The organism is Cohaesibacter marisflavi, from assembly GCF_900115225.1.
GTDB lineage: Bacteria > Pseudomonadota > Alphaproteobacteria > Rhizobiales > Cohaesibacteraceae > Cohaesibacter > Cohaesibacter marisflavi.
Window position 1 is genome coordinate 1 of sequence record NZ_FOVR01000026.1, and the last position, 26931, is coordinate 26931.

General features: G+C 52.5%; 26 protein-coding genes and 3 pseudogenes. 17 read left to right on the forward strand and 12 right to left on the reverse strand.

Annotated features, from left to right (window positions below):
• Positions 1-113 (reverse strand): annotated as a pseudogene (locus tag BM258_RS24355) (IS6 family transposase); the annotation flags it as partial.
• Between the two features lie 114 nt (positions 114-227).
• A complete protein-coding gene (locus tag BM258_RS23485) occupies positions 228-1124 on the reverse strand; it encodes a LysR family transcriptional regulator (protein ID WP_090075678.1) in 897 nt (298 codons plus the stop codon).
• Between BM258_RS23485 and BM258_RS23490 the strand changes: the two genes are divergently transcribed.
• The gene (locus BM258_RS23490; RefSeq protein ID WP_139229376.1) at positions 1105-1872 is read left to right on the forward strand and encodes an NADPH-dependent F420 reductase; all 768 of its coding nucleotides are present in this window, start codon (positions 1105-1107) and stop codon (positions 1870-1872) included. The genes BM258_RS23485 and BM258_RS23490 overlap by 20 nt on opposite strands.
• 19 nt (positions 1873-1891) lie before the next feature.
• On the forward strand, positions 1892-2368 hold the full coding sequence (locus BM258_RS23495) for a YybH family protein (protein ID WP_090075680.1): 477 nt from the start codon (positions 1892-1894) through the stop codon (positions 2366-2368).
• 345 nt (positions 2369-2713) lie between these two features.
• Here the strand turns inward: BM258_RS23495 and BM258_RS23500 are convergent, their stop codons facing one another.
• The 3 genes from BM258_RS23500 to BM258_RS23510 form a co-directional block, all read right to left on the reverse strand.
• A complete protein-coding gene (locus BM258_RS23500; RefSeq protein ID WP_090075681.1) occupies positions 2714-3874 on the reverse strand; it encodes an aldo/keto reductase in 1161 nt (386 codons plus the stop codon).
• A 200-nt stretch (positions 3875-4074) separates the two neighbouring features.
• Positions 4075-4677, reverse strand: a complete 603-nt coding sequence (locus tag BM258_RS23505) for a flavodoxin (protein ID WP_090075682.1) — start codon at positions 4675-4677, stop codon at positions 4075-4077.
• The gene (locus tag BM258_RS23510; protein WP_244544821.1) at positions 4674-5774 is read right to left on the reverse strand and encodes an alpha/beta hydrolase; all 1101 of its coding nucleotides are present in this window, start codon (positions 5772-5774) and stop codon (positions 4674-4676) included. The genes BM258_RS23505 and BM258_RS23510 overlap by 4 nt, the downstream gene beginning before the upstream one ends.
• Positions 5775-6016: 242 nt before the next feature.
• Here BM258_RS23510 and BM258_RS23515 point away from each other — a divergent pair, with 242 nt between their 5' ends.
• Positions 6017-7093, forward strand: a complete 1077-nt coding sequence (locus tag BM258_RS23515) for an alpha/beta hydrolase (protein ID WP_090075683.1) — start codon at positions 6017-6019, stop codon at positions 7091-7093.
• Between the two features lie 17 nt (positions 7094-7110).
• Here BM258_RS23515 and BM258_RS23520 read toward each other — a convergent pair whose 3' ends face one another.
• Entirely contained in the window at positions 7111-7998 is an 888-nt protein-coding gene (locus tag BM258_RS23520; RefSeq protein WP_090075684.1) for a LysR family transcriptional regulator, read from the reverse strand.
• Positions 7999-8116: 118 nt separating this feature from the next.
• Between BM258_RS23520 and BM258_RS23525 the strand changes: the two genes are divergently transcribed.
• The 6 genes from BM258_RS23525 to BM258_RS23550 all read left to right on the forward strand — a co-directional run bounded on the left by BM258_RS23525 (position 8117) and on the right by BM258_RS23550 (position 13825).
• Positions 8117-9511, forward strand: coding sequence for an MFS transporter (locus BM258_RS23525; protein ID WP_090075685.1), 1395 nt, complete (start codon positions 8117-8119; stop codon positions 9509-9511).
• 14 nt (positions 9512-9525) lie between these two features.
• Positions 9526-10515 carry an aldo/keto reductase gene (locus BM258_RS23530; RefSeq protein ID WP_090075686.1) on the forward strand — a complete coding sequence of 330 codons (990 nt, stop codon included), beginning with the start codon at positions 9526-9528 and terminating at the stop codon, positions 10513-10515.
• Positions 10516-10822: 307 nt separating this feature from the next.
• Positions 10823-11485, forward strand: a complete 663-nt coding sequence (locus tag BM258_RS23535) for a flavodoxin (protein ID WP_090075687.1) — start codon at positions 10823-10825, stop codon at positions 11483-11485.
• A 171-nt stretch (positions 11486-11656) separates the two neighbouring features.
• Positions 11657-12193 carry a DUF4405 domain-containing protein gene (locus BM258_RS24895; RefSeq protein ID WP_280141805.1) on the forward strand — a complete coding sequence of 179 codons (537 nt, stop codon included), beginning with the start codon at positions 11657-11659 and terminating at the stop codon, positions 12191-12193.
• A 466-nt stretch (positions 12194-12659) separates the two neighbouring features.
• Entirely contained in the window at positions 12660-13130 is a 471-nt protein-coding gene (locus BM258_RS23545) for a cytochrome P460 family protein (RefSeq protein ID WP_090075689.1), read from the forward strand.
• Positions 13127-13825 carry a hypothetical protein gene (locus BM258_RS23550; protein WP_139229377.1) on the forward strand — a complete coding sequence of 233 codons (699 nt, stop codon included), beginning with the start codon at positions 13127-13129 and terminating at the stop codon, positions 13823-13825. Before BM258_RS23545 ends, BM258_RS23550 begins: the two co-directional genes overlap by 4 nt.
• Here the strand turns inward: BM258_RS23550 and BM258_RS23555 are convergent.
• Positions 13820-14728, reverse strand: a complete 909-nt coding sequence (locus BM258_RS23555; protein WP_090075691.1) for a LysR family transcriptional regulator — start codon at positions 14726-14728, stop codon at positions 13820-13822. The two genes, BM258_RS23550 and BM258_RS23555, sit on opposite strands and share 6 nt — an antisense overlap.
• A 136-nt stretch (positions 14729-14864) precedes the next feature.
• Here BM258_RS23555 and BM258_RS23560 point away from each other — a divergent pair, with 136 nt between their 5' ends.
• Complete coding sequence (locus tag BM258_RS23560; RefSeq protein ID WP_090075692.1) at positions 14865-16301, forward strand: alpha/beta hydrolase domain-containing protein; 1437 nt, start codon at positions 14865-14867, stop codon at positions 16299-16301.
• 30 nt (positions 16302-16331) lie between these two features.
• Here BM258_RS23560 and BM258_RS23565 read toward each other — a convergent pair whose 3' ends face one another.
• Positions 16332-17231 carry a LysR family transcriptional regulator gene (locus BM258_RS23565; protein WP_210186868.1) on the reverse strand — a complete coding sequence of 300 codons (900 nt, stop codon included), beginning with the start codon at positions 17229-17231 and terminating at the stop codon, positions 16332-16334.
• Positions 17232-17360: 129 nt separating this feature from the next.
• On the opposite strand from BM258_RS23565, the pseudogene BM258_RS25190 reads away from it, so the two are divergent.
• The 6 genes and pseudogenes from BM258_RS25190 to BM258_RS23590 all read left to right on the forward strand — a co-directional run.
• Positions 17361-17843: pseudogene (locus BM258_RS25190) on the forward strand ((R)-mandelonitrile lyase); the annotation flags it as partial.
• A 45-nt stretch (positions 17844-17888) separates the two neighbouring features.
• Positions 17889-18230, forward strand: a pseudogene (locus BM258_RS24905) (carboxymuconolactone decarboxylase family protein); the annotation flags it as partial.
• 10 nt (positions 18231-18240) lie between these two features.
• Complete coding sequence (locus BM258_RS23575; RefSeq protein WP_090075695.1) at positions 18241-19305, forward strand: alpha/beta hydrolase; 1065 nt, start codon at positions 18241-18243, stop codon at positions 19303-19305.
• Positions 19306-19347: 42 nt separating this feature from the next.
• The gene (locus BM258_RS23580; RefSeq protein ID WP_090075696.1) at positions 19348-20508 is read left to right on the forward strand and encodes an aldo/keto reductase; all 1161 of its coding nucleotides are present in this window, start codon (positions 19348-19350) and stop codon (positions 20506-20508) included.
• Positions 20509-20749: 241 nt separating this feature from the next.
• Positions 20750-21739, forward strand: coding sequence for an aldo/keto reductase (locus tag BM258_RS23585; protein ID WP_090075697.1), 990 nt, complete (start codon positions 20750-20752; stop codon positions 21737-21739).
• 145 nt (positions 21740-21884) lie between these two features.
• Complete coding sequence (locus BM258_RS23590; protein ID WP_090075698.1) at positions 21885-22736, forward strand: oxidoreductase; 852 nt, start codon at positions 21885-21887, stop codon at positions 22734-22736.
• A gap of 55 nt (positions 22737-22791) precedes the next feature.
• Here the strand turns inward: BM258_RS23590 and BM258_RS23595 are convergent, their stop codons facing one another.
• From BM258_RS23595 to BM258_RS23605, 3 genes are all read right to left on the reverse strand, one after another.
• Positions 22792-23532 carry an SDR family oxidoreductase gene (locus tag BM258_RS23595; RefSeq protein WP_090075703.1) on the reverse strand — a complete coding sequence of 247 codons (741 nt, stop codon included), beginning with the start codon at positions 23530-23532 and terminating at the stop codon, positions 22792-22794.
• Positions 23533-23581: 49 nt separating this feature from the next.
• A complete protein-coding gene (locus BM258_RS23600) occupies positions 23582-23965 on the reverse strand; it encodes a nuclear transport factor 2 family protein (protein ID WP_175528231.1) in 384 nt (127 codons plus the stop codon).
• A gap of 93 nt (positions 23966-24058) precedes the next feature.
• A complete protein-coding gene (locus BM258_RS23605; RefSeq protein WP_090075700.1) occupies positions 24059-25714 on the reverse strand; it encodes a carboxylesterase/lipase family protein in 1656 nt (551 codons plus the stop codon).
• A gap of 695 nt (positions 25715-26409) precedes the next feature.
• Here BM258_RS23605 and BM258_RS23610 point away from each other — a divergent pair.
• Positions 26410-26616 carry a DUF4172 domain-containing protein gene (locus BM258_RS23610; RefSeq protein ID WP_090075701.1) on the forward strand — a complete coding sequence of 69 codons (207 nt, stop codon included), beginning with the start codon at positions 26410-26412 and terminating at the stop codon, positions 26614-26616.
• 12 nt (positions 26617-26628) lie between these two features.
• Here the strand turns inward: BM258_RS23610 and BM258_RS23615 are convergent.
• On the reverse strand, positions 26629-26931 hold a 303-nt coding region (locus BM258_RS23615; RefSeq protein WP_139229378.1), incomplete at its 5' end, for a DDE-type integrase/transposase/recombinase.

Here is a 26931-nt window from a genome sequence, read left to right on the forward strand (position 1 = left end):
TAACGTAGATACCAGGACACCGCCTGAATGATCAGCCATGCCTCAAATTGTCTGCCCTTGAAGTCATCTCTCGATTTCCGTTTAAGCTTTTCGGCAATGGCATTGAGAATCATACGGTGCTCCTTCAACAAATCGGAGCATCTTCTCGCTGTTAAAATCTCAAGGCTGGGTTAACGACAAAAGTTTGCGACACGCCCTGTAATATGGTTTCGACAGTCGAAGTCGCTTCACTCGTGCCCATTGCCGCCAAATAGTTCTACCGCAAAATCGATGAAACTACGCAGTTTCGGGGTCATTCTCCGGTCTGGTGCGAAAACCAGATGCATGGGGCGTGTTGGTATCGGATAGTCGGGCAGCAATGAAACTAGATTTCCATTCGCTATTTCATTTTCCACCAACTCGATTGGTTGCAACATGACGCCAAGCCCGGCAAGGCAAAGAGGGAGAAGCGCTTCGCCGCTGTCCATCATCACCCGGCTGGAGACAGGGACGGTCACGGCTTTATCAGGGCCAGAAAAGATCCAATGTGTCCTGAGGCTGGAATAGGAAAAGCCAAGGCAATCATGCTGGATCAGATCCTCAGGCTGGTTGATCGGGGTGCAACGGGCCAGATAAGACGGTGCGGCGCAAAGGGCCAGCCTGTAAGGGGAAAGCGCTCGGGCTATGAGACTGCTGTCCGTCAGTTCCCCGACCCGAAAGACCAGATCAAATCCTTCCTCGATCAGATCGACATAGCGATTGGACATCGACAGATCGATATCGACTTCGGGATATTGCTGCAGATAGTCCGATAGGGCTGGCGCAAGCCGATGAATACCGAAGGAGACCGGACAACTGAGCCGCAAGCGACCACGCGGAATGGCGCGGGTTTCTTCTGCCAGAGCGTCTGCGGCTTCCACTTCACTCAGAATGATTTTGACCCGCTCATAGAAATCGCGGCCAACATCGGTCAGATGCTGCCGTCGCGTTGTCCGGTGAAGCAATCTCACACCCAGCGACTGCTCCAGCGATTGAATATGGCGGCCGAGTAATTGGGGTGACATATCCATTGCACCGGCAGCGGCGGAAAAGGAACCCAGTTCCACCGCACGAACGAAAGCAGCCATGCTGGTCAAGCGATCCATTATAAACTATCCGTTTTTTATTTATCTAAAATCAAGATATTTATCCGAATTAGTTTTTAGTGCAACCTTCGTTTCACATCTAGAGTTACAAAAACAACAAAAGGAAACGAATATGCAAGTTGCTATTTTGGGTGCAGGCAGCATGGGGTCTGGTCTCGCAAGTCTCATCGCTACAGCGGGCCACGAGGTCACGATTGGAGCGCGAGATATTGCCAAAGCGGTCAGCGCTGCTGAAGCTGTTGGTCCTTCGGTGAATGGTGGCGGCATCGCCGCTGCCAGCCAGTCTGCCGATATCATCATTCTGGCCTTGCCATACGGCGCTGTGCCAGTTGTTCTGAAAGAGGCCGGAGACCTGACCGGCAAGGTGGTAATTGACATCACCAACCCGATCACAGAAGACTTCAAGGGGTTGACTGTGGGGCACACCAGCTCGGCGGCAGAAGAGATCCAGAAGCTCATCCCGTCCGCCTCTGTGGTCAAGGCCTTCAACACCATCTTTGCCGCTTTGTTGCCTTCAGAGGCGCGCCCCAATGCGACCCTGCAGGTCTTTGTCGCGTCCGATGAGGATGGCGCAAAACAGACCGTCACCGAGCTGGCGCGCTCCATCGGTTTCGAGCCGGTTGATGCCGGTCCGCTTTCCAATGCACGTTTTCTTGAGCCTATCGGCGAAATGAATATCCATTTCGGTTTCTTCCTTGGGCGTGGCCCAACGGTCGCGCCGGCATGGATCGCGCCATCTGCATCCTGAATTGACGAAAGGAAAGACCATGAAATTCATTCTCAAAGCTGCGATTCCGGCCCTACTGCTGCTGACTTCTAGCGCAGGAGCGTTCGCTGATGAGGCCACTGACAAGGCCGCCATCCGGAATGTTCTGACCTCTTACGAAAAAGCTCTCAACGCTGCTGATACGGCGGCGATTGTTGACCTTTACACCGCTGACGGCGTGCAAATGGCGCCTGACTCTCCTGCTGCGGTCGGCAGCGAGGCTGTCACTGCCGCCTATGACGGAACCTTTAAGGCAATTGCCCTGAAGCTTACATTCTCCATTGATGAGGTGAAGCTACTGGGGCCTGATGCCGCCCTGTTGCGAAGCCATTCGAGCGGAACCGTTAAAGTGAATGGCTCTGATCAACCTGCAGCGCCCGCTGCCTACAAGGAGCTGTTTCTGCTCGCCCGCCAGAATGGTGAGGAATGGAAATTCACCCATTACAGCTTCTCCGCCGCTCCGGCATCTGGTCGGTAAGCTGAAACAATCATGCCTGCCGCATCCGTGCGGTGGGCGTTATCCAGCCTGTTTGCGCAATGCGCCGGGGGAGAGTTTATTGGTGAACCGTTGATCTCTAAAAATCCTGTGCCAACCTATCCGCCAGACGAGAGGAGACCGCCATCACGTATAAAGTCAAAGATGTCTGAAAGCTGATTGAGTCTCATATTCGAACAAAGGAGAGTTTGAATTCCAATCGTCCGTTCCTGGCTTAGAAGATGAGGCCCCACCTCAGTTTGCTTTGTTCGAATTGCTGCAAAACTGAGATGGGGCATAAACCGGACACTCCTCTGCCTTCTTCTGGAAGGCTTCGTCGCTTACGGTTTAACTCTTTTCCGGGGCCTCAACGCCGGACATGGCTTGAACGGCATCAGGCAGGCGAGCGCCCTTGATTTTGATTGCCCGAACCGCCGTATTGAGTTCTGCCAGCTCTTCACTTGTGAATTCCACGGATGTCGAACCAACATTCTCTCGCATATGCGCCATCTGCGTTGTGCCCGGAATCGGCACAATCCATGGCTTCTGTGCCATCAACCATGCGAGGGCGATTTGACCCGGTTGTGCATCCTTGCGCTCTGCCCAGCTTTTGACCAGCTCAAACAGTGCCAAATTATTTGGCAAGTTTTCCGGCTGGTAACGGCTCGTAAGACCGCGGAAGTCCCCTTCTGCAAACCGTGTTCTCTCATCGATAGCACCACACAGGAAGCCCACGCCCAGTGGGCTCCACGGAACGAACCCAATACCCAGTTCCTCGCACGTCGCCAGAACCTCCTGCTCAGGTCCACGCCAAACCATGGAATATTCGCTCTGCACCGCTGTCAGGGGAAGCACAGCGTGGGCGCGACGCAAGGTCTTGAGCCCCATCTCAGACATGCCCCAATGCAGAACCTTGCCTTCGTCCATAAGATCCTTCACGGCGCCAGCGACATCCTCAATGGGGACTTCAGGGTCGACGCGGTGCTGGTAGAGCAGATCGATCCTATCCGTTTTCAGGCGCTTGAGCATGCCCTCAACCGCCAACTTGATATGGTCTGGTTTGCTGTTCCGTCCGCCACGGCGTTCTCCCGTTTCGAAATCGACGTCAAAACCGAATTTGGATGTGATGACGACCTGATCTCGGAAGGACGAAATTGCTTCTCCCAGAATGCGTTCACATTCATGCGGCCCATAGACCTCTGCGGTATCAAAGAATGTGACACCCTGATCATAGGCGGTACGGATGATGTTGAGCATCTCTGAGCGATTTGGAATCGTCGTCGGATAGGCGCGATGCATGTTCTGCACCCCCATGCCGATAGCAGACACCTCCAGAGAGCCGAGCATTCTGCGGCCTTTGACCGTTGTCTGCTGTTCATTCGTTGTCTGGGCATGAGCTTTGGTAACCAGAGCTCCGGCCAGAGGTGCCAGCGCCAACCCACCTGCTGCGGCAAGTATGCTACGGCGCGCGATTGGGCTTTTGGTGACTTTGCCTTCGTCTTTCTGCATGGGAAATCTCCCTTTCTATGCTGAGGAAAAACAGAGACGACAATGCTTGAAACGCATTTTGTCTCTGGTGAGGATCGGCGTCTGTTTCGAAAGCTTCAGGCTGGTTTCCCATCCTGTTTCATTCTTAGGGTACTTGCGGTTTTGGCTCTTGATTACCGGGCTTTCGATGATTGGCCTTATTCGCCTGATGAATGAATGTCTCAGGATGGCATCACTGTTGCTGTCCAATCAGCCAGCAGGCTGATTGTGTCCCGCTCGGAATCGCATTGCTTGATGAAGGCAGGTTTGATCTGGGCGTCAGGAACCAATTGCCCCAGAGTTTCGAGACTGTGGCCTGGTCCGTAACCGCCGTGCGTGATGCAAGGAAACAGGGTTTTGTTGCCCATGTCCCAATCTGCAAGAAAGCTTCGAACCGGTGCTGGCATGTCCCGCCCCCATATTGGGAAGGCCAGAACGACCGAATGATACCCATCAAGACCGGGAAAATCGCCTGAGAGTGCGGGTAGTTCACCGGTTTCCTGCTGCTGACGCGCACGGAGCACATGAGCCTGATAGTCATCGGGATATGGTTCCACCGTCCTGATTTCGAACAGGTCTGCCGACATTTGTCTTGCGAGAGTTTCAGCGATCACGCGGGTGTTGCCACTTCTGCTCAGGTAGGCGACAAGCGTTGAAGAGGAACGTTTGTTCACCGGCAGCGGATCAGCTTGAGCCACAAGACTGGTTCCCACTCCAAACCCAAGAGCCGCTCCGTAGAGTTGGAATAAGGCATTCCGGCGATTGATCTTTTTGGAATTTTTCAATTGCTTGTTTCCTGATTTTGATGAGCGGGAAGAAGGCGGTGGCTATTCTCCGGCAGATGTGCCTGCCAGAAAGAAGCGGCTTCCCGGATCCATCCTTCTGCCGGGGTGTTCGTTCCGGCTCCAAAGCCATGACCAATGTCGGGGACAACGCGAAAGGCCACGTCCGTGCCGAGTTTCTTAAGTGCGTTGACGCGTGGCAGCATGCTCGAGGGCGGGGCTATGCCGTCGCGCTCTCCGACAATCACGTAGGTTGGCGGTTCCGTCTCACCGATGTCGCGATGGGAGGTGTAGGCCATGACAACGGTACTGGGGCGTTTTGTGGTGTTGGCGCCAAATGCATCCGGTCCATGGCTGCCAATATATGCCGCCATCCGTGCTCCAGCCGAGCTGCCCCAAACCGAATATCCGTCTGTTGCGACCTGCAATACAGTCGAATTGGCCATAACATAATCAACGGTGCGGGCCATATCCTGCGTTGCAACTTGCCCACCCTGACCGGTTCGATAGGTTACAACGAAGGCGTTGAAGCCCAGTTCCGCCAACACCATTGCATAGGGGAACCCTTCATGAACGGATCCCACATAGGAGAAGCCGCCACCAGGAGCGATAATCGCAAAGGGGGCACCGGGTTTGCCGGGAAAGAAGAACAGCCCCGCTTCATCAAGATCTGACCGCCGTGCTCGCTCTTCCTCTGAGTAGATTTCATGGAAGACGGGAGCACCATGCTGTTGCAGTTCGATCAAACGATTAAGCCCGGAAAGCACGGTCTCCAAGTTGACGTCGCTATGATAAGGCAGGAGCCGGGCGATCTGGGTAAGCGGCATATCCTCCTGATAGTTCCTGTTGGCCCATGGCAATATATGGGTGGTAAAGGTTCGAAGAGCTGGATGGGAAAGCAGCTCGCCGATCGTGCTTTCGCCTGTCAGAGGCACAGTGATCGGAGGCGCATCGGAAGCCGTTGATTGACTTGAGACATCCCCACCGGGGGACTCTTGTGCTGCGGCTTCTCCCAACCCGATGGTCAGACAGGTCATCGCGATGGCAAGGCGTTTCAGCGAATGCTTGCTAATACGGAAGTCAGATTTTGAATAGCCCATGGTGTGGCTCCGCTCTCTCCTGTGTGATCTTGTGTTCAATTTAGGAGAGGTGAGCATCCCTGATTAGCCAGCTTGTCTTTCTAACAACCATAAGCAGGTTGAATGAATAGCGATCATTCGTTTCCTATTCATCGATCTTACTAATAAGCTTGATCGAGAAGATGTAGCTAATCGGGTTGGGCAGCTTGAGTTAGGGTTTCTGGAAGACTTCATTCATGAACCTCTCAAAACAAGGATGCTCCATGAGACTGGAAACACTCTTTCTTGCGGCAACTGTCAGCCTTTCGCTGGCCTCTTCCGTCTGGGCCTTTGAGCCTCTGACCATCATTGATCAGGGCAGTTTCAGTGCTGGAGGCACCGTGATCACAGAAGCAGGCACCTTCGACAACAAGGCGCCTCTCAATTCAGCCGGTCAAACCTTCCATGGTGATCATGCCTATAGCTTCTATCAGGTGCCGGAAGCGCCTAGAGAGCTGCCGCTGGTACTCTGGCATGGCGCCTTTCAGTCGGGCAAAAGCTGGGAGACTACTGCGGATGGTCGCGAAGGTTTCCAGACGCTGATGCTCCGTCGTCATTTTGCCGTGCACACCATTGACCAGCCACGTCGCGGCAAGGCGGGCAACAGCACGGTTGCCGCCGAGGTCAAGCCCACCGCATATGACCAGTTGTTCTTTGACATGTTCCGGATCGGGCAATGGCCGAACTATTTTGACAATGTCCAGTTTGATACCTCCGAGGATACGCTTATCGAATTCCTCCGCTCGGTTACACCCAACACCGGTGCCTTTGATCCTGAGGTTGTCAGCGATGGAGTTTCGGCCCTCATCGACAAGATCGGTCCTTCTATTCTTGTCACCCATTCTCAGGCCGGTGGGCCGGGCTGGCTGACCGCAATTAAGAATGCCAACGTGAAGGCCGTCATTTCTTACGAGCCGGGCAGCGGTTATGTCTTCCCGGAAAACGAGATGCCAGAGCCGATCTCAGGGTCTGCAGGTACTTTGAAACCCGAACCTGTGTCCGCGGAGGATTTCGCCAAACTCACTGAGATCCCGATCGTGGTCTACTATGGCGACAATATCCCGGAAGACCCCACCGATGACTTCGGACTCGACAACTGGCGCACTCGATTGGCGATGGCGCGTCTTTGGGTGGCTGCCATCAATCGTCACGGCGGGGACGCGACGCTGGTGCATTTGCCTGAACAGGGGATCCATGGCAATACCCACTTCCTGTTCTCGGACCTCAACAACCAGCAGATCGCTGATCTTGCAACCGCATGGATCGAAGAAAAGGGACTAGGTGGCATGGCTGCCAAATAGCTCGGCCCTGCCTGCCATCAGCGATGGCGCAGGTGGTCGATCAGTAGCCGGAAAGCCGGGCTCATCTGGCGACGGTTCGGGTAATAGAGATGGTATCCGTCCCACGTTGGCCAGTAGCTTTCCAGAACCGGCAACAATCGCTCTTCGGTGATGTGGGGCGCCGCAACATCGAAGGGCATATATCCGATGCCGACACTATCAAGGGTCGCAGCCAGCCTCAGTGGCAGACTGTTGAAGGTCGCGGGCCCTTCGACGCGAACCCTTATCTCTTCGCCATTCTGCATCATTTCCCAGACAAAGACGCCGCCATGTGTCGGCATGCGGGTATTGATGCAGCGGTGGTTCGTCAGCTCCTCGGGCGTGGTCGGGGCTGGATATTGGGACAGATAGTCTGGGGTGGCTACCATGCACATGCGAATATCGGGGCTGATGCGAACGGCGATCATGTCCTTGGCGACCTGTTCGCCAAGCCGAACGCCAGCGTCAAACCCTTCAGCCACAATATCGATCATCCCGGCATCGACGGCAATTTCGACAGACACGTCGGGATAGTCCGAGAGGAACGAAGTGAGCTTTGGTTGCAGAAGCGTGATCGCGGCATGTTCTCCCGAGCTGATGCGGATGGTTCCCCGTGGGCTTGTCCGTACATTGTTCAATTCGTCCAGAGCCTCTTCCATGTCGTCAAACTGGGGCCCAAGACGCGATAGCAGGCGTTCCCCTGCTTCGGTTGGAAAGACACTGCGTGTGGAGCGGGTCAACAGCCGCACCCCCAGATCTTCTTCCAGATTCTTGACGGTCTGGGACAGGGCCGATTGAGACATGCCCAACTGGGCAGCCGCGCGCGTGAAGCTGCGATGTCGGGCAACCACGGTGAATGCATAGAGTTCATTGAAAGTACGGCGCATTGATTATGCCTGTTTTCTAATAACAACATCCGCAATTATCGATCTAATAGATCAATAACTCAGAATATATATTTGCATCAAGGCCAAAAGGGTCAATGACTAAATACAGGATCTCTCAATGCAACAAAAAGACAATTCTCTCCATACCAGAGCGGTGCTGATCCTTGTGGTGCTCAGCTATGCGATGATCGTTCTCGACATTTCAATCGTATTGACCGCATTGCCGCGATTGCAGGCGGACCTAGGCTTTTCCGATGCAGGTCTCACATGGGTTTCCAGCATCTATACGCTTTTCTTCGGCGGCTTTCTGCTTTTGGGTGGCAAGCTGGGAGACCTCTATGGTCGGCGTCGGATCTATATGATCGGCCTCAGCATTTTTGCTCTGGCATCTCTGGCAATTGGCTCTGCGCAGAGCGCCGGGTTCATCGTCGCCGCGCGAGCCGTACAGGGAATGGGGGCCGCCATTCTTGCTCCCTCCACGCTTTCCCTGTTGCAGGTGACTTTTCCGGCAGGAGAAGAGCGCAATCGTGCCGTTGCTTGGTATGCTGCCGCCGCAGGCGTTTCAGCAAGTTTTGGCATGGTGCTTGGCGGTGTGCTGGCTGATATGATTTCCTGGCGAGCCGGTTTCTTCATCAATCTCCCGATCAGTATCGGCCTGTTAATCGTCGCGCTTCGTTACGTCAAGGAGACGGATCGCTTTGCCGGCAAAATCGATGTTCTGGGCGCCCTTCTGTCAACTGTGGGACTCGGAGCGCTGGTATTTGCATCCGTTCATGCTGCAGAACAAGGCTGGGGTAATTGGGGATCCTTCGGCGTGCTTGCTCTCGGATTTGTCCTTCTGGCGGCATTTCTCATTCATGAGGCGCGGGTTCATGAACCACTGCTGCCTTTGCGACTGCTGACCCACGCCGAGCGGGGCGGTGCTTACGGTGCCCGGGTGCTGTTTCTTGGTGCCAATGTCAGTTTCTACTTTTTCCTTGCGCAATATATGCAGGAGGTTCTGGGGCTCACCGCGGCCGAAACGGGGCTCGCATTTTTCCCCGCGACCTTCGTCAACTTTGTTGCCGCGATGAATGTGCCCAAGATGATGGCTCGGTTCGGTCGCGGCCCGGTCCTGATGGCGAGCTACCTGACATGTGGTATCGGGCTCGCCTGGCTGTCTCTCCTGGGAATAGACAGCAACCTCTGGACCGAGATCATGCTGCCGATGGTGTTTGTCGGCTTTGGTCAGGGGGCTGCCATGGCACCGCTCACGTCATCCGGTATTGCCGGCGTGGAAGCCGAGGATGTGGGCGCTGCATCCGGTACGGTGAATGTAGCCCATCAGCTTGGATCATCCCTCGGTCTTGCCCTGCTCGTGGCTCTGGCCGCGCTCACCTCCACAACAGGGGCAACACGCCTCGCCATCGCCGAACGAACAGCTCACGCCTTGCAGGGTGGCGCCCTGTTTGTTCTCGCAGCTCTCCTCGTTTCATGGATGTTCATTCTGCGTCCAGCATCAGAAAAACAATAAGAAAGGACAACACAATGGAAAAACGTAAGCTTGGTTCTCTGGAAGTTTCAGCCTTGGGTCTTGGCTGCATGAGCATGACCTCCGCCTATGGTCCGGCAGCCGATCATGACGCCATGATCGCTCTTATCCGGAGCGCGGTCGATAAGGGCGTGACCCTGTTCGATACCGCCGAAGCCTATGGCCCCTTTGCCAACGAAGTCCTTGTTGGTGAAGCGCTGGCTCCTGTACGCGACAAGGTGAAGATCGCCACCAAGTTCGGCTTTGACATCGACCTTGAAACCGGCGAGCGCCGAGGTGGCACCAACAGTAGGCCGGAGCATGTCAAGGCGGTCGCAGAAGCCAGCCTCAAACGCCTCAAGACCGACCATATTGATCTGTTCTATCAGCATCGCGTCGATCCGAATGTTCCGATTGAGGATGTTGCAGGTGCTATGGCTGATTTGGTTCGCGAAGGCAAAGTCCTGCATTGGGGGCTTTCCGAAGCCGGTCTTGACACCATCCGCCGCGCCCACGCTGTGCTGCCTCTATCAGCCGTACAAAGCGAATATTCCCTCTTCTGGCGAGGCCCTGAGGCAGGCCTTCTGGATCTGCTCGAAGAACTGGGTATCGGCTTTGTACCTTTCAGCCCGCTGGGCGCAGGCTTCCTGACGGGCCAGATCACGATGGACACGGTCTTTGCGCCGGATGACTTCCGCAATTTTGTCCCGCGGTTTGCACCCGAAGCTCGCAAGGCCAATCTGGCGCTGGTCGATCAGATCCGTCTGATGGCAACTGAGAAGGGCGCAACCCCTGCCCAGGTCGCACTCGCATGGCTTATGGCTCAGAAGCCCTGGATCGTGCCAATTCCGGGCACCACAAAGGAATACAGGCTGGACGAAAATCTCGGCACCCTTTCCCTCACTCTGAGCGAAGCGGACGTCGCGCAACTCACCAAAGCAGCCGATGCAATTGCTATCACCGGTGATCGCCTTCCTGCCCCTTTGATGGAAATGACCGGCCTGTGACTCATCGATCTCGCTTGTCGGGCAACCGCCTGCAAATCACACGAGTGGAATTTTAGGAATTACCCGCTGAAGTTTTCAGGCAAGAAGGCCTCTCGAAGAGGCCCAATGCGACCCGAATTTCCAACAAAGTAAGCTCAAGAATGTCTACCTCGTGAATAGCGAGGTAGACTTGTGGCCGCGCCTTAATTCCGTAACGAACGAACCTAACAAATGGGTCCTTGGTGGTTCTACTCCTCTGTTTGTGTAGAACATATGCAGTTCAATTAGTTGAACTGCATAATTAACAAAAATGAAAAGGAAATATATTATGAAAATACTTAAGTATTTAAATTATATAATTTCAGCAACTTTAATCTCTTTATTTGCTCAGATGCCATCTCATGCTGAAGGAAATAATAGTGTCGCTCGTCAGAAGAAAATATTAGTAGCTTATTTTTCTCAACCGGAAGATGTTGCACTCGATGGAGTAGACGCTGTTTCCGGCGCAAGTCTTTTGAAAAAGAACCAGCAGATCTTTGGTGCCACCCAGTATATTGCTCAACTGATCGGGGACGAACTGGGTGCCGATTTGTACAGAATAGAGCCGACACGTCCCTATCCTCGCGACCATGAGCCCTTGGTTGAGTTGGCGAGTAAAGAGAAAGGCGACGGAATAAGGCCTGCCATACAACACCCAATTCCTGATTTGAACCAATATGACACAGTATTTGTTGGCTACCCTATTTGGTGGTATCAAATGCCAATGATACTCCACACGTTTTTGGAAGAGAATGATTTTAGCGGAAAGAAGATCATCCCATTTTCCACTCATGGAGGAAGTCGCCTTTCAGGAACGGTACAAGCAATCCAATCTCTTCAGCCAAATGCAAATGTCGAAACCGACGCGTTCAGCATATCGAGAGATGATGTGGCAAAAAATTCTACCGAAGACATTCTTGTTAATTGGTTGAATGACATCTCTTTAGAGTAGGCTTGCATCGTGCAGAGAAAATACATCTTACAGATTATTCAAGACTTATTGATGCTTCTTATTGTGGGATCCCTTATGGGGTTTCACTTGTGGACCGAAAGAACACATGAATTACTTGGGATTCTAATTTTTTCCATCTCAATTGTACATTTGATGTTAAATTTTGATTGGATGAAAAGAATTTTTCAAAGAGATTATGACTTATTCGAAATATTGAAAATAATTACAAATATTGCACTATTTTTTCTTTTTCTTGCGTCCATAATTAGTGGACTCATGCTGTCGCGAAACGTGCTGCCTAATCTGTTTATTCATAATTCGTCAGATCTTGTACGAAAAATTCACATGACCAGTGTTCATTGGCTGCAAATTTTTATTGCCATACATCTGGGAGTACACTGGAAGATGTTGGCAGTTTTCCTCTCGCGACTTTGGCAAATTGCCGAACAATCGCTCATCCGAAAACTCAGTTCATTGGTCACAATAGCTTTCTGTATCTACGGAGCTTACGTTTTTATCAGCCGTAACATGATGGCATATCTGCTTTTGCAGGTCGATTTTGCATTTTTCAATTTTGAGGAACCTGCTGTAGTTTACTACTTTGACTATATTGCCGTAATGGTATTGGTTGCATATACAACGCGTATTTTGATTTGGTTGCTTATTTTTGTTCATTCGAAACTTATTGAAGTCAATGAGGTCAACTGATGCCGTGGATGCCTCTGCCACATCATTTCAGAGCAAATTCTTCTGTCTTCAATTTGTAACAGGATCTCGCTCGTTTCCTACCGGCCGGTCGCTATCCGAAGATTAAGCCTTATCGCGGCGGTTATCTTCCATGCCCGTGGCATCGGCCGCCAAAAATGCGGCGCACCAAACGGCTTTGTTTGAAAAGCTTGGCAATAGTCCCCTCAATACTGATCAGCATAAACTTCCAACCTGCTTTCGAAATACCGGAAAGGGTTTCGTGGCACAGATTTATAGTCGACTCCAAATTGATTGTCCTCACTAATTGAACACCCCAACATAGTCTTTCGGCCTTTGATTAATCTGCCCTGCTTATAGGGCTTATACGTATAGACCACCTAATCATGCGATATGGCAGCCCCTAAATTTTAGGGATAACAGTCTCGCGCCTTACAGGCCGGGCGAACCTTCACCAAGGGAGACCCAAATGGGAAAGCCATTCGCCACCCTTTCTGCCAGCCTCGTTCTTTCAGGCTTGCTGACCTTTGCTGCTGCCTCCGAGCCGAACCGGGTCCGTTTTCCAGACAATAAGACAATCGATGGTTTGGTTCACTATTCCACGGTTAAGCGGGGAGAAATAACCGAGTTCATGTATACCTCTCGCGAAGCGCTCGATGCGTTACAAGCAGGCAAAGAGCTGCCGGATGGTGCTCAGGTCATCTTGCAGGACAGGCGCGAAGGCAGTGTCTATCGCCTGTTCGTAATGGAGAAGGGCGAAGGCTTCGGTTCAGACTATGACGAACGGAGCCGGACTGACGACTGGCAATTCCAATGGTTCTGGCCCGATGGCTCGATCAACATGGATGAGAATACGGAACGCTGCCGTTCCTGCCATATGTCCAGGCAGGACCGTCAGTATATGTTTACCTATTCCGACGCTCGGCAGTTTGGCCAATGAGTGTGCATTGGACAAGGCCCTTGCCGCGCCTGATGCTGGATGGGCTGCTGCTTGCTCTTCTGGTCTTGGCATTTGCCTATTGGTGGCTGGGCAATGGGGTGCATGAAATCGTGGGGAGCGCCTTGTTGCTCCTCGTCCTTCGACATGTCGCAAACAATCTATTCTGGTGGAAGAGCCTTTCAAAAGGAAAGTGGACCCCTCAGCGATTATTCAATCTGGTTCTTGGCCTCCTGCTGGCGATTGCACTGTTGGCGCTGCTGATCAGTAGCGTTTTTCTATCGCACACGCTGACAATGATATTGCCCTTGCCACGCGTGTTCGTCATGCAGGAAATTCACTGGTTCTCGGCCTACTGGGCAATCGCCCTTTCTGCGATGCATGTCGGCGTCAACTGGAACAGGATTCTTGCGCTTGCTTTGCGGTTCGTTGCAAAGCGAGATTTTCCCGGTTGGCTGAAGATGACAGGCTGGGTAACGGCCATGGCCATTTCCGCTCAGGCCGCTAGGAGTGGCATGATTGTCGGACTCTGGGACAGGCTCGCTTTTCAGTATTCGCTAGCGATGTGGGATTTCAACCAATCGGTCTTGCCGTTTTTTCTCCATTGGGCGTCAGCTCTGATTGGGCTGGCATTCGGGTTGAACCTGATCCTCCGCGGGGTGGAAACGCTCCACGCGCGTAGGGATCTTGCCCTATAGACTGCGGAACTGCTCTTTGCCCCACGCGCGCAGATGTTTGAGAAAAAGCGATAAGGCCGTCGTTTGGTAGGATCTGCTGGGATAATAGACGTGATGTTCGGCGAGAGGAACAGTCCACTCATCAAGAACAGAGATAAGCTTTCCCTCCGCCAAATCCTTCTCAACGAGGTCTTGCGGCATGTAGCAAAGCCCCATCCCGGTAATCGTGGCGTTCTTGGCAATTTGCGCGCCTGAGACGATGAAACGGGAAGGTACCCGGACACGAAATGCATTTCCATCCTTCTCGAACTCCCATGGAAATAACTCTCCGCTGCCCGAGAAACGCATATTGATACAGTGATGCTGGAGAAGATCGTTGGGATGCTCAGGTCTTGCGTGCTGGGCAAAATATTCAGGTGACCCAACGATCCGGATGGGTTCTTCCGGGCGAACGGCAAACGAAATCATATCTCGTTCGACACTTTCCCCCGCACGAATGCCAAGATCAAATTTCTGTGCGACTATATCGACAAAGCCATTGTCAATCACCACTTCGACCGAAATTTTCGGATAATCGGGCAAGAAATCCCGCAAAGCCGGCTCCAAAATGCGGAGAGCCGCATACTCTGATGCATTGACCCTTATGTGCCCCGCAGGAGCGTCCGATTGCGCGCTCATGGCGCCGATTTCTTGACGAATAATCGAAAGTCCGTCGGTGACAGCCGCAGACAGTCTTTCTCCGGCAGGGGTCAGGGCGACCGATCTCGTGGTGCGCATCAGCAACCGTATTCCCAGACGCTCTTCCAGTTTTCGAATTGTCTGGCTAAGGGCTGACGGGCTCACATTGAGCCTTGCAGCAGCACGTCTGAAATTGAGTTCTTCCGCCACAACGGCAAAGCTTGAAAGGTCGTTCAAGGGCTCCATGATTGTGCATCTCTACTTCATTTGGTCTGTAGATATTGGAAGATTATATCACACAGCTTAATGGATTAGTCTAGTTGCCAAAGATTAAAAGCAACTCTCTCTGAACCGAATTGAACCATCATTGAAGGACCACAAAATGAACGTCCGTTATCACCGCACCATTCCTCTCTACTTATCGGCGATGTTGATTGCCAGTGTTGCCACTTTATCGGCCCAAGCGGACGAGACCATTCCAGCCAAATTGACGCTGATCGATGTTCCCGCAACATCCCCCATGTCTGCCGCTGCAATCGATCTGTCGTCAAAAGGCTACACTGAGACCGAGTATTTCACTGAAGGCAAAGCCCATCGGTATAGAGGTGCAACGATCGGCGCTCTGGATACAGCAAGCATCATTGACGATGGCTGGTCCTACAAGAGCCGTGTGTTGCTTCGCATCCCCAGACCAGAAAAATTCAACGGGACACTGGTTGTTGAGTGGACGAATGTGACTGCGGGGCAAGACATCGACTTCGCATTCGCAGAGATGCATGACTTTCTCACCTCAGAAGGCTATGCCATCGCGACTGTATCTGCTCAGGCAATCGGGGTTGAACGATTGCGCAGTTGGAGCCCTCAACGCTATGAGACTCTGACAGTTTCTGCGAACAATCAGGATCCATCAGACGGATCGATTATCGATGCTTGTAGCGGAAGAGTTGCGTGTCCCGGCGATCCGCTTTCATGGGATATCTTTTCCCAAACAGTTGCCGCACTCGAGGCAAAGGGCAATGGCACGTCCCCTCTCGAAAACTATGATGTACGATCGGTAATTGCGATTGGCCAGTCTCAATCTGCTTTTCGCTTAGCGGTATATTATAATACTATTCAGCCGCTTACTAATCTGTTTGACGGGTTCGTGATGTATGATCTTGCTCCACAGTTGCGCAGTGATCAAACAGTCCCAGCAATTAGTGTCAATTCTGAAGCGACCGCGGACCTCTTTGCTCCGACGACAACGAGCGAATTCACTCGCGTTTGGGATCTCGCAGGTGCCGCTCATAGCTCAGTTTATGGGCGTGACTATGTCGATGGCATGGTCTTGAGAGACAAGTCCCTCATGGGGCCGTCGGGTCCGCAGACATTCACCCAGATGCTGGCATCTCAAAACTGCACATTTCCTCCGTCCTACTCCAAGATTGAGACTGGGAACGTACTTGCATCAGCACTTCGCTCCGTCGAGCTCTGGACTGCTGGAGGCAAGCCCGCAGCAGCAAGCAAAATGTTTGCTCGCGATGAAGCTGGAAAAGTCAAACATGACCCTGAAGGTCTTCCTGAAGGCGGGCTCCAGCTTCCTGAATTCTCGGTTCCGACGACAAGCTACAAAATCAATGGTCCAACCATATTCTGCACTTTGTCTGGATATCAAACTGATCTTAGCACGGCAGAACTTCTGTCTCGCTATGGAAATCGGGAAAGCTATCTGAAAGCGGTCAATGACGAGGCAAAGGGCCTGATTGAGGAAGGCTATTTGCTTCCGAGCGGAGCTGAAGTCATCAGGCAGCGGGCTGAAGCGGTTTCTTTCGCGGACTGACCGGGTGGATGAAATCCGAAATGGGCGATTTCAAATGGGAGAAATTGCCCATTTTCTCAAAGCCTGGGTAAACAACTGAAAGGCCGCTGGTGGATGCCGGTTCGCGGGATAATAGAGGCCTACGCCGGGAAATGTTGGACTCCATTCCTTGAGGAGCTGAACCAGGCGACCGCTTTGCAAGTGTGGCACAACCAGATATTCAGGGGCCCATGCAATCCCGATCCCGGCCAGTGCCGCATCGACCATCAGGTTAGAGTTTCCGAGTGTCATGGGGCCATTGACATTGATATCGGAACTCTGCCCATGGCGCACCAGATCCCAGGGATAGAGGGCACCACTTCTAAAGCGAAAGCGAATACATTGATGGTCGAAGAGATCCTGTGGCTTTTGAGGTGCGTCGTGAACAGAAAGATATTGTGGTGATGCCACTGCCATGAATTGAAAATCCTTTGTCAGTCGAATGGCGACCATATCTTGAGGAATGTCGTCAAGAATGCGCATACCGGCATCATATCCCTCAGCGACAATATCGATGAAGCGAGTGTCATCAACAATCTCGACATGAATTTCGGGATAGGCTTTCAAAAAGTCTGGCAGGAACCCGTTGATCAGCAATTTGCCAGCGCTCTCCGCAGCACTGATCCGAATTGTGCCGCTGGGTTTGTTGCCGATCGAGGAAACATCCTCCAAGGCATTTTTCAACTCCTCCATGACCGGCCCGACTCTGTGAAGAAATTCGGTCCCAGCCTCAGTCAAGGCAACCGAGCGCGTCGTTCGGTTGAATAGGCGCACCTCGAGATTGGCTTCCATAGTCTTAATCGTATGGCTCAATGCGGAGGGTGAAATGCCCAGTTCGCGTGCGGACGCACGAAAATTCTGATGCTCGGCAATAGCCATAAAGGCGGTCAATTCAGATAGAGATGTCTTCATGATTGTTCAGTTCTATTTCATAGACTGTTCGATGTTTGAGTTATTGTTGAATTATATAAGACGAACTATTTTCTAGTATGTCAATTCCGAGTTTCTCCAGATCAAGGATTTCTCATGCGAACAGTTACAATGAGCGCCCGAAAGCTGCGGAGAATTCCCTTCTCGTTGCTTGCTGGCCTTTTGATATCTTCGCAGGCCGTTGTGGCTGAACCCGCAGACAAGGAACTTACCTCCGCTCATATTTCAAAAAGCGAACAACGCCCCAGCCTGAACGCTCCAGCGGAGCATTTTGTTGGAATGGCATCTGTGCTGCCGTTGTTTGGACCAGAGGCGCCGGCAAGAGCATCTGCTGCTTATGTGACCTTTCAACCTGGAGCCCGGACAGCTTGGCACACTCATCCTGTGGGACAGCATCTGGTGGTCACTGATGGAACAGGATATGTGCAGTTCGAGGGCGGGCTACGCCAGACAATCACCAATGGCGATGTGGTCTGGATACCCCCAAACCAGAAACACTGGCATGGGGCCTCAGCCTCAGATGGAATGACGCATCTTGCTGTGCAGGAACAAATGGAAGGTCATTCCACGGAGTGGTTCGATCAAGTCAATGATACTGTCTATCAAGCGTCGGAAGCACCTTCAAAGCCAACCGGTCCTTCGCGCGCCCAACAGCTCATGGGCGACGTGGCGCCCAAGCTGGCCGAGCTTACCGACAACGTCCTTTATGCCGAAGTTTGGCAGCGCGAAGGGTTGTCAAAGCGAGATCGTAGTCTTGCCACAGTCAGCGCCCTTGTTGCATTGAACAGGCCAGAACAGCTCCGAAGTCATATCGGACTGGCGCTTCAGAACGGCGTGACACGATCCGAACTGGCAGAAGTTTTCACCCAACTGGCTTTTTACACCGGATGGCCCAATGCGGTTTCAGCGGTCATTCAGGCCAAGGACGTCTTTGCAAGTCGAGACAGTAATCCTTCAAATGAAAACAATAAATCAGAGTGAGGTCATTAGCATGAAAACGACACTTATCAGCACCTTGGCCGTAACGACTTCTCTTGCTGTCGCTTCGGGCCCTGCCGTTGCTGCAGACTACAAACAAAACCCGTTCACCCTGACCTATGAAGGGGCGCTAACACAAAATGTGGAAGGAGCCGTGAATATCCATCCGGTCACCTACAAACTGTACGGTATTAACATTGCCGCCAATATTTACACCCCTGCAAACTACGACCCGAATGGGAACTATCCGACTATTGTCGTCGCGCATCCGAATGGTGGCGTGAAAGAGCAGGTTGCTGGCTTATATGCTCAACGTCTCGCTGAACAAGGCTATATCACCATTACCGCCGACGCTGCCTATCAGGGAGGCAGCGGTGGTGAGCCTCGTAGCACAGATACTCCCGCTAACCGTACAGAAGACATCCGCGGGATGGCTGACTATATCACGCAATATGCCGGCGTTGATGCCGCTCGACTGGGACTGCTGGGCATTTGCGGTGGTGGCGGCTATTCGGTGAAAGTTGCCCAAACCGATAAACGCTTTGCTGCGCTCGCAACGATCAGCATGTTCAACACTGGCATTGTCCGGCGAAACGGCTATATGAATTCGCAACTCGATACTGTTCAGGAACGTCTGAAGCAGGCTTCCGATGCTCGAGCCCAAGAAGCTGCCGGAGGCGAAATTCCCTACATCCGGAGCGGCGACCCAGCGCCTTTGACAGAAGAACAGATCGCGAAGATCCCGGTCGATCTCTATCGCGAAGGCTATATTTATTACGCCCAGACCCATTCTCATCCGAATTCATCGGGCAACTATCCTCTGAGCAGCCTTCTCAGCCTCATGAGCTGGGATGCGTCTAGCAGTATGGATCTAATCAATCAGCCTCTTCTGATGATCGCGGGTAGCAAGGCAGACAGCCTCTACATGACGGAAGATGCCTTCAAAAAGGCAACGGGTACTGAGGATAAGGAACTGTTTCTGATCGATGGAGCTACACACATCCAGACCTATTGGGTTCCTGAATATGTAGATCAGGCAATGGCCAAGCTGACGACCTTCTTTGGCGAAAAGCTCTAGAGCAGAGAGTATTGATCATAGATTTCAAATGGAAATAATCCCATGAAACATGAAGACCAAGAAAAATCAAAATCAGGCTTTGATCGCAGAAGCATACTGGCAGCAGCTGGTGGGCTAGCGCTTGCCCCAGTCGCAGGAGCTCTTGTGAAAGAAGCCAAAGCAGAAGCTGTTGGTATCAAGCCGATCTGTGTTGAAGGACGCCGAAAGCTCGGAACGCTCGAAGTTTCCTGCATCGGCATCGGTATACAGAACATGCATCGGGCCTATCCGACAACAATTCCCAATCGTTCGGAGATGCATCGGATCATTCAATCGGCATTCGATCACGGTGTCACCTTCTTTGACACGGCGGAAGCCTATGGCCCGCACGAATGTGAACGTATTCTGGGAGAGGCCATTAGTTCGTTCCGTGACGATATCGTAGTCACCTCGAAATTCGGCTTCAATGTCGATCTTGAAACAGGTGCATTTGGACGCGGCCTCAATAGCAAGCCAGACCATATCAAACTGGCTGTGGAAGGCATGCTCAAGCGGCTACGCACCGACCGCATCGATCTTCTTTACCAGCATCGCGTTGACCCTGAAGTTCCCATTGAGGATGTTGCTGGTGCAGTGAAGGAACTCATAGATGAAGGCAAGGTCCTGCATTGGGGCATGTCCGAAATGGGACTGAAAACCTTGCGCCGAGCTCATGCTGTTCTTCCGGTCACGGCCGTTCAGAGCGAGTATTCCATGCTATGGAGAGGTCCGGAAGACGATGTGCTGGCAACCTGCGAAGAACTCGGCATCGGGTTTGTTCCATGGAGTCCTCTCGGCGTTGGCTTTCTCAATGGGGCAATCGATGAACGAACCCGTTTTGCAGCAGGCGATTTCCGCGGAACTGAAGGTCGTTTCCAGCCGGAAAACCTTTCAAAGAACATGGTTCTTGTTGATCTTGTAAAGAGTTGGGCAAAGCGAAAAAATGTCCAACCGGGCCAAATCGCTCTGGCTTGGTTGATGACACAGAAACCCTGGATCGTGCCAATCCCTGGCACGACACAGATGGCACACATGGTCGAGAATGTGGGCTCAACGTCTGTAACGTTTACAAGCGATGAGCTCACAGAACTCAATGCCGCTGTTCGTGCAATCAAGATTGAGGGAGCACGCTTGCCTGATGCTGTTCAGGTGATGTCTGGGGTGGAAGCACCGGAGAAAGGCTGAAGCCAATGCCATCCGTCCCAATCGAAATGATGGCATAAATTCAAAACCAGAAATTCCCGCCTCGATAAAAAGACCCAGAGGCGGGAATTAGCTTAGTTCCAATAAAAAATTGCACAACAAAGCACTCGCCATACCTAACAGCCTGCTCTTGAAAATAGATTGTTATCTTTCAAAGATTCGCAATTACCATTCCGGATAGACATATTTGAAATTAAACGTTCGATTGAAAATGAGATAAAAGATGGAAAAACGCAAACTCGGTAACAGTGGCCTTGAAGTCAGTTCTCTTGGTCTTGGTTGCATGGGATTAAGCCATGCTTATGGTCCTGCTGTAGACAGGCAAACAGGCATTGCCCTCATCCGTGCAGCAGTTGAACGCGGCGTGACCTTTTTCGATACCGCCGAAATCTACGGACCTTTCACGAATGAAGATCTCGTGGGTGAAGCGCTGGAACCATTGCGCGACGACGTCATCGTCGCGACCAAATTCGGCTTCAATGTTGGCGGCTCATCAACTGAAAGAATTCTTAACAGCCGTCCTGACCATATAAGAAAAACGGCCGATGCTTCTTTGAAACGCCTGCGGACAGATCATATCGATCTCTTCTACCAACACCGCGTTGATCCCGAGGTGCCAATTGAAGAGGTTGTCGGTGCTGTGAAGGACCTTATTCTCGAGGGCAAAGTCAAACATTTCGGACTGTCGGAAGCGAGTGTGAGCACGATCCGCAAAGCCCATGCGGTACACCCGGTTGCCGCACTCCAAAGTGAATATTCGCTCTGGTGGCGAGAACCGGAGCAGGAAGTCTTGCCGACACTGGAAGAGTTGGGCATTGGCTTTGTACCATTCAGTCCGTTGGGCAAAGGTTTCCTAACTGGGGCCATCAATGCAGACACAACCTTCTCTTCAAGTGATTTCAGAACCAGCGTCCCACGTTTCTCCGAGGAAAATAGAAAAGCAAATCAGGTTCTGGTCGATGTGGTCAGCAAAATCGCTTCATTGAGAGGTGTTTCGCCCGCTCAAATTGCTCTTGCCTGGCTGTTGGCTAAAAAACCATGGATTGTCCCGATCCCCGGAACCACCAAGCTCCATCGCCTTGAGGAAAATCTTGGTGCCGTTAATCTGGTGCTTTCCGCCGAAGATCTTGCTGAAATTGAAGCGGCATTGTTGGCCAACCCGGTGCAAGGAGAACGCTATTCGCCTCAATATCAGGCTCTTGTCGGCCGCTAAGGCGCGCTAAACCTTGGAAGGCAATCGAACTCCAGATGCTCTCTCTGTCTCATTCACCGTGAAGAGGAGAGAGCATCGGAGTGAAGGGGTTACCTTCGGAAAATCATCGTCTCATTGAAAACCAATCATTCGGAAGGAAAATGCCATGACGACCTGGCTGATTACCGGTTGCTCCAGCGGCCTCGGGAAGAGCTTTGCCCGTGCCGTCCTTGAAGCCGGCTTCAATGCTGTCGTAACAGCGCGTAGCGTACAAGCTCTCGATGAATTCGTATCGCAATATCCCGACAGGGCTGTTGCGGCCGAGCTCGATGTAACCGACAAAGCTCAGATCGAGAGCGTCGTAAAACTTGCCGAACAGCGGTTTGGCGAGATTGACGTTCTCCTCAACAATGCCGGCTACGGCTATCGCGGGGCGGTTGAGGAAGGCGATGATGACGAAGTCGCGGGCCTCTTTGCCACCAATTTCTTCGGCACGGTCGCAATGATCAAAGCGGTTTTGCCTGGCATGCGTGCGCGAAGAAGCGGGACCATCGTCAATCTCTCGTCGATCGCGGGACGGCTCGCCGCACCGGGGTCCGGCTATTACTCGGCAACCAAATTCGCCGTCGAAGGCATGTCGGATGCACTTCGCAAGGAGTTGGCGCCGTTGGGCATACGCGTCATCGTCGTCGAGCCGGGTGCCTTCAGAACCGATTTTGCAGGCCGCTCGCTACAGCAGGCAAAGGCAAATATCGAGGACTACGCAGAAACCGCCGGTCCACGGCGCAAGGAAAACGACACGACCGACGGCACCCAACAAGGCGATCCCGAAAGGGGTGCGCGCGCCCTGATCAATATCGTCGGGAGCAGCAATCCTCCCTTCCGCTTGTTGCTGGGAAGTGATGCCTTGAGAAATGCTCGTGCCGAACTCGACGCTCAGGTTACCGAGCTCGAGGCGTGGAAAGGCGTGAGTGTTGGCACCGATTTTCCTGATGGAAACTGGAAACCTGCGCGCTGACCCAAGGATATTTTGGTGCCCCGCCAGAAGCGGGGCACCGTAGGTTATGACTATCTCAAAGATCCTGTTTGGTCGGACGGAACAGGATTTCATTGATATCGACATCCTCTGGCTGGCTCATCGCAAAGAGAACGCAGCGCGCAAAGCTCGACGCCGGAATGGCCGTGGATTCATAGAATTGTGCCACACCTTCCGCGAAGCCTTCAGCCTTGACCGAAGCGGGTAGCTCCGTTGCGACGGCCCCCGGAGAAAGAACAGTGGTTCGGATGTTGTAGGGTTTGACTTCCTGGCGGAGCCCTTCCGAGATCACCCGCACCGCTGTCTTGGTAGCCGAATAGACCACGTTGCCGGGGCCTACCCGGTGGCCCGCAACCGACGAGACGTTGATGAACTGACCGGACTTTTGCGCCTTGAAGTGCGGAAGAGCGGCACCAATGCCCCACAGAACACCTTTGATATTCACATCGACACATTGGTCCCATTCCTCGAAGCGGAGAAGTTCGAGGGGTGCGAGCGGCATGATACCCGCATTGTTGATCATCACATCGATGTGTCCAAAAGTTTTGACCGCTTGATCGACCAATGCGGTAACGGCCCCGCGATCACTTACATCAACCTTGGCGGCGACACAATTCTCGTCGCCCAGCTCACCAGCCAGGGCTTCGAGCCGGTCGAGGCGACGAGCACCCAAAGCAACCTTGGCACCGGCTTGAATAAGATGCCGCGCCGTTTCGGCTCCAAGACCACTGCTTGCTCCGGTGATAACGACAACTTTGCCTTCAATTCCCTGTGTCATTTGCTGTTCCTCCTTTTTGGTGTTTGTTTGAGAGCTGCATATGGGCTTGTCACCAGGCAGAACCATGGGTCTGCATTGCTACCCAGTCGCCAGGCCTTCTCATATACTCAGTCACAAAGCTCATTTGCCATTGGCCTTTTGTACCTCCAACAGTTGCTTCTGTTCTTGTTCTCGCGATTACTGTCGCACGGCTTTCTGTCTTGAGATGTACAGTGACTTCTGCATCCTGAATGGAATGATATACAGCTTCTCCCGCCTCTATCTCTTTCAACCATTCCTGCCGTGGTTGCAGGTAACCAGTCATATGGCCGAGTTTGAAATCATCATCCAGCAGCGTTCTGAGAGCATCAGTGTCTCCGCGTACCAAAGCTTCACGGAATTGAGTCCAGGACGCAAGGAGCTCGCTTTCGAGCTCTGAATTGTTAGCTTTCATCGTGTCTATTCTCCCAGGCAAGTTTTCTAGATCATTGCAGGAATAATTGAGCCCGTGTGGTACGGGACCAATTTTTCCTGTGGCCATTACCTCTCAGTGATTTACCTGTTCCGAGGCGTATTCAGTCACATCCAGACGCGCCTTCCAGGGATCGGGGCCAGCAAACTGCGATCCATCCGGCCGAAAATCCATGATTTCATCCATAGTGGGATCGTAAGCTGGCCAGCTGGTAACGCCCTGTCCATTCGGGTTTCCTGTTTTTGCGAAATTAACCCAGTAGGCATGCATCACATCGGCAACGGCTTGATCTTCAGCGGTTGACGGCGGGGTAGGTGGCCCATAGGCGCTGGTTCCCAAAGTGTCAAAAACATAGGGAATTTCGGATCCGTGCGGCGCTCCGTTTGGAAGTGCTTCACGCAATGCCGTGGCAACATAGGAAAAACGATACACATAGGCAGGATTGCCTTGCGACACGAAGGCTCTGGCGGTGAAGCGAGCCGGTTCAGCTTGGCCCCGATCGGAACTGGCTAGCGAGTCGAGCTTGGCAGGGGAGAGGGCTCTGTCCGGATCGTAGGCCGCGATGGCGTTGGCTTTGCGCTCTCCGAAACTGGAAAACACCTCTTCCTTCGTGCTTCCAAGACTTATACCAGCGGAATCGGCGCTGTTGGCACCTATTATAAGCGGAACGCGCGCCTGGCGACCTGCTTCATAGGCGCTTTGGGCTGTCTCAACCACCAACTTTCCATCGAGAATTGGACCTGAATAAGTATCGGAACTGTGAGGTGCCGTCTGGCCTGCATTCACAACTTCGAGTGTGCCGAGTTGGCGCAATTTTGCGAGAGCAGAAGCATCGGTTCCTTCTATACCGTGTGCATGCGCAAAATTTACACCAATCGTTTCCGCCGACAAGACACCCGGCTGGTCTTCACTAAAGGGTATGCCTGTCAGAATGCCATTCCGACCGCCACCGGATTCGATGATCGCCTTGTGAAAAAGACCTCGTCCCAGTGGAGAGGAAAGCATCGTGTGCACGGAGACACCTCCCGCCGACTCGCCGAAAATTGTAACATTGTTAGGATCGCCACCAAATGATGCAATATTCCGTTGTACCCATTTGAGGGCCGCGATCTGATCCATATAGGCGTAATTGCCTTTGAGTTCGTCCGGGGACTCCTGTGTCAGGGCCGGGAAGGCAAAATAGCCCAAGCGCCCGAGGCGATAATTGAATGTCACCAGAATGACGCCATCCTTGGCGAAGGGAACGCCCGAATAGCTCGGACGAGCCCCGCTACCGACCAGAAAAGCACCGCCGTAAATCCAGACCATTACTGGTCGCTTCGCATCGGGAGCAGTTTCTGCGGGACGCCAAACATTGAGGTAGAGGCAGTCTTCTGAAGAATTCGGCAACAGCGTTTCCCCGTTACCGCCGAACGGTATCTGCGCACAATCTTTGCCGAAACTGCTCGCATCGAGTTCATTACCCCACGGCGCTACGGGTTGGGGCGCTCGCCAGCGAAGGTCGCCAACTGGCGGGGCGGCGAAGGGGATCCCCTTGAAGCTTGTGACACCGTCCTCGGTAACGCCGCGCAATGATCCTGAGTCGATGCTAACGGACTGAGCAACAGAGGATGACGAAGCAAGCGTTGCCCAGGCCAAAGCTGCAACTGCAATAGTTCCGATGGTATGAAGGAGTGGCCTAAGCCGTTCGTGTCCACGACCGCCCGGGTCGGAATATCTGATATCAGTCATGTTGTTAATAGCCTCTCAAACTTCTTGCTTTGACATACCCAGTTAAGCCCACAGCCTGAACCCGAAACTGGAAAGGGTGTTTGCGGGTACAGAGAGGCTTTCTGTTCTAGTGCTCCGAGGGACCAACTGGATGGTTTGTTCATTGGCTTCGAACATACCGAAATGCCTGCTTTTCGTTCGGCGAGAAAATCAATCACCGCCCCGGCAACAGGCTTGATGCCTCGAAAGTTCAACTGGATTCACTTATGTATTGCTGAGAGATTTTAGGCCGTTAAGGGCAATCGTAATATGCACTTTGATGTGCATGAGGTGATAAGCAGGACTAATCAATAGTACGCGAGAGCAATAACGACCGTGTGGTTTCTTATCGTTACGACGGCACAGCTGGTCCGCTCATGCTGATCAACTGTGACAGTCTCACGGATGGATGCTCGACGCGATTATAGGATTGCTTGGATTTTTTCTATAAAGCCTGTCAGCCCCTCAAAAAACTATATTCTCAATTAAATGCAGCATCCGAAAGGGGATCGATGACTGAACCGAAGTGGATCTCTGAAACACACGGTATCCTTTTAAATATGCCTTTTCTCTTCGATGCTCAGTTGGGAACAAATCCTTGACCCTGCGGCGAATGGGACGCATGTTCTCATTAAAATGTGCGGTGATTATGCCGCAATTTCGCCGCAGGATGTGAGATGAGCAATACGTGGATCCATGAACGACAGGACTGGCCCAATTTTCGCTGGGATGCCGAGGCCATTTCAATAGACCTCGCCGACATTCGGTATCGCCAAGGGAGTTTACTTGGTCGGATGGAAAGTCTTGGATTTGATCTGCGACAGGAAGCAAGCCTCGAAACGGGCCCGTCGCAAAGATTATCAACGGGTGCATTTACCCCGTGAACAATCTCATTTTCATGCTTCGTTAACTTTTTGAATTCCAAAGAGGAGAGCAATGAAATCATTCTGTTCACGAACGGTCCACTGGCCTGCGAAGCCAAAACCTTTCTTGAGCCACAGCATTGCTTCGAAACCTGCGATAGTTCGTCTCGCTGTATGGAAGGATCGGAAACCACCGATCCTGGGCATGTTCTTCTTTACCCTGAAATGATCGCTTTCTATGCGCTGCTGTAAATGCTTGGTGACATAATGGACAGGGGCTGGTCTGAGGTAGCCTTTGTCGACCGATTGTTTGATCGTTGAGGGGAATGTGTTGGC

Excerpts from the sequence above, each read along its gene's own strand:
- BM258_RS23600 (WP_175528231.1), bottom strand. The coding sequence starts at position 23,965 with ATGAAAGCTAACAATTCAGAGCTCGAAAGCGAGCTCCTTGCGTCCTGG.
- BM258_RS23565 (WP_210186868.1), bottom strand. The coding sequence starts at position 17,231 with ATGAAGACATCTCTATCTGAATTGACCGCCTTTATGGCTATTGCCGAG.
- BM258_RS23515 (WP_090075683.1), top strand. The coding sequence starts at position 6,017 with ATGAGACTGGAAACACTCTTTCTTGCGGCAACTGTCAGCCTTTCGCTG.
- BM258_RS23485 (WP_090075678.1), bottom strand. The coding sequence starts at position 1,124 with ATGGATCGCTTGACCAGCATGGCTGCTTTCGTTCGTGCGGTGGAACTG.
- BM258_RS23545 (WP_090075689.1), top strand. The coding sequence starts at position 12,660 with ATGGGAAAGCCATTCGCCACCCTTTCTGCCAGCCTCGTTCTTTCAGGC.
- BM258_RS23500 (WP_090075681.1), bottom strand. The coding sequence starts at position 3,874 with ATGCAGAAAGACGAAGGCAAAGTCACCAAAAGCCCAATCGCGCGCCGT.
- BM258_RS23490 (WP_139229376.1), top strand. The coding sequence starts at position 1,105 with ATGCTGGTCAAGCGATCCATTATAAACTATCCGTTTTTTATTTATCTA.
- BM258_RS24895 (WP_280141805.1), top strand. The coding sequence starts at position 11,657 with ATGAAAAGAATTTTTCAAAGAGATTATGACTTATTCGAAATATTGAAA.
- BM258_RS23610 (WP_090075701.1), top strand. The coding sequence starts at position 26,410 with ATGAGCAATACGTGGATCCATGAACGACAGGACTGGCCCAATTTTCGC.
- BM258_RS23535 (WP_090075687.1), top strand. The coding sequence starts at position 10,823 with ATGAAAATACTTAAGTATTTAAATTATATAATTTCAGCAACTTTAATC.
- BM258_RS23495 (WP_090075680.1), top strand. The coding sequence starts at position 1,892 with ATGAAATTCATTCTCAAAGCTGCGATTCCGGCCCTACTGCTGCTGACT.
- BM258_RS23575 (WP_090075695.1), top strand. The coding sequence starts at position 18,241 with ATGAAAACGACACTTATCAGCACCTTGGCCGTAACGACTTCTCTTGCT.
- BM258_RS23560 (WP_090075692.1), top strand. The coding sequence starts at position 14,865 with ATGAACGTCCGTTATCACCGCACCATTCCTCTCTACTTATCGGCGATG.
- BM258_RS23605 (WP_090075700.1), bottom strand. The coding sequence starts at position 25,714 with ATGACTGATATCAGATATTCCGACCCGGGCGGTCGTGGACACGAACGG.
- BM258_RS23550 (WP_139229377.1), top strand. The coding sequence starts at position 13,127 with ATGAGTGTGCATTGGACAAGGCCCTTGCCGCGCCTGATGCTGGATGGG.
- BM258_RS23555 (WP_090075691.1), bottom strand. The coding sequence starts at position 14,728 with ATGGAGCCCTTGAACGACCTTTCAAGCTTTGCCGTTGTGGCGGAAGAA.
- BM258_RS23585 (WP_090075697.1), top strand. The coding sequence starts at position 20,750 with ATGGAAAAACGCAAACTCGGTAACAGTGGCCTTGAAGTCAGTTCTCTT.
- BM258_RS23580 (WP_090075696.1), top strand. The coding sequence starts at position 19,348 with ATGAAACATGAAGACCAAGAAAAATCAAAATCAGGCTTTGATCGCAGA.
- BM258_RS23590 (WP_090075698.1), top strand. The coding sequence starts at position 21,885 with ATGACGACCTGGCTGATTACCGGTTGCTCCAGCGGCCTCGGGAAGAGC.
- BM258_RS23525 (WP_090075685.1), top strand. The coding sequence starts at position 8,117 with ATGCAACAAAAAGACAATTCTCTCCATACCAGAGCGGTGCTGATCCTT.
- BM258_RS23595 (WP_090075703.1), bottom strand. The coding sequence starts at position 23,532 with ATGACACAGGGAATTGAAGGCAAAGTTGTCGTTATCACCGGAGCAAGC.
- BM258_RS23530 (WP_090075686.1), top strand. The coding sequence starts at position 9,526 with ATGGAAAAACGTAAGCTTGGTTCTCTGGAAGTTTCAGCCTTGGGTCTT.
- BM258_RS23520 (WP_090075684.1), bottom strand. The coding sequence starts at position 7,998 with ATGCGCCGTACTTTCAATGAACTCTATGCATTCACCGTGGTTGCCCGA.
- BM258_RS23510 (WP_244544821.1), bottom strand. The coding sequence starts at position 5,774 with ATGGGCTATTCAAAATCTGACTTCCGTATTAGCAAGCATTCGCTGAAA.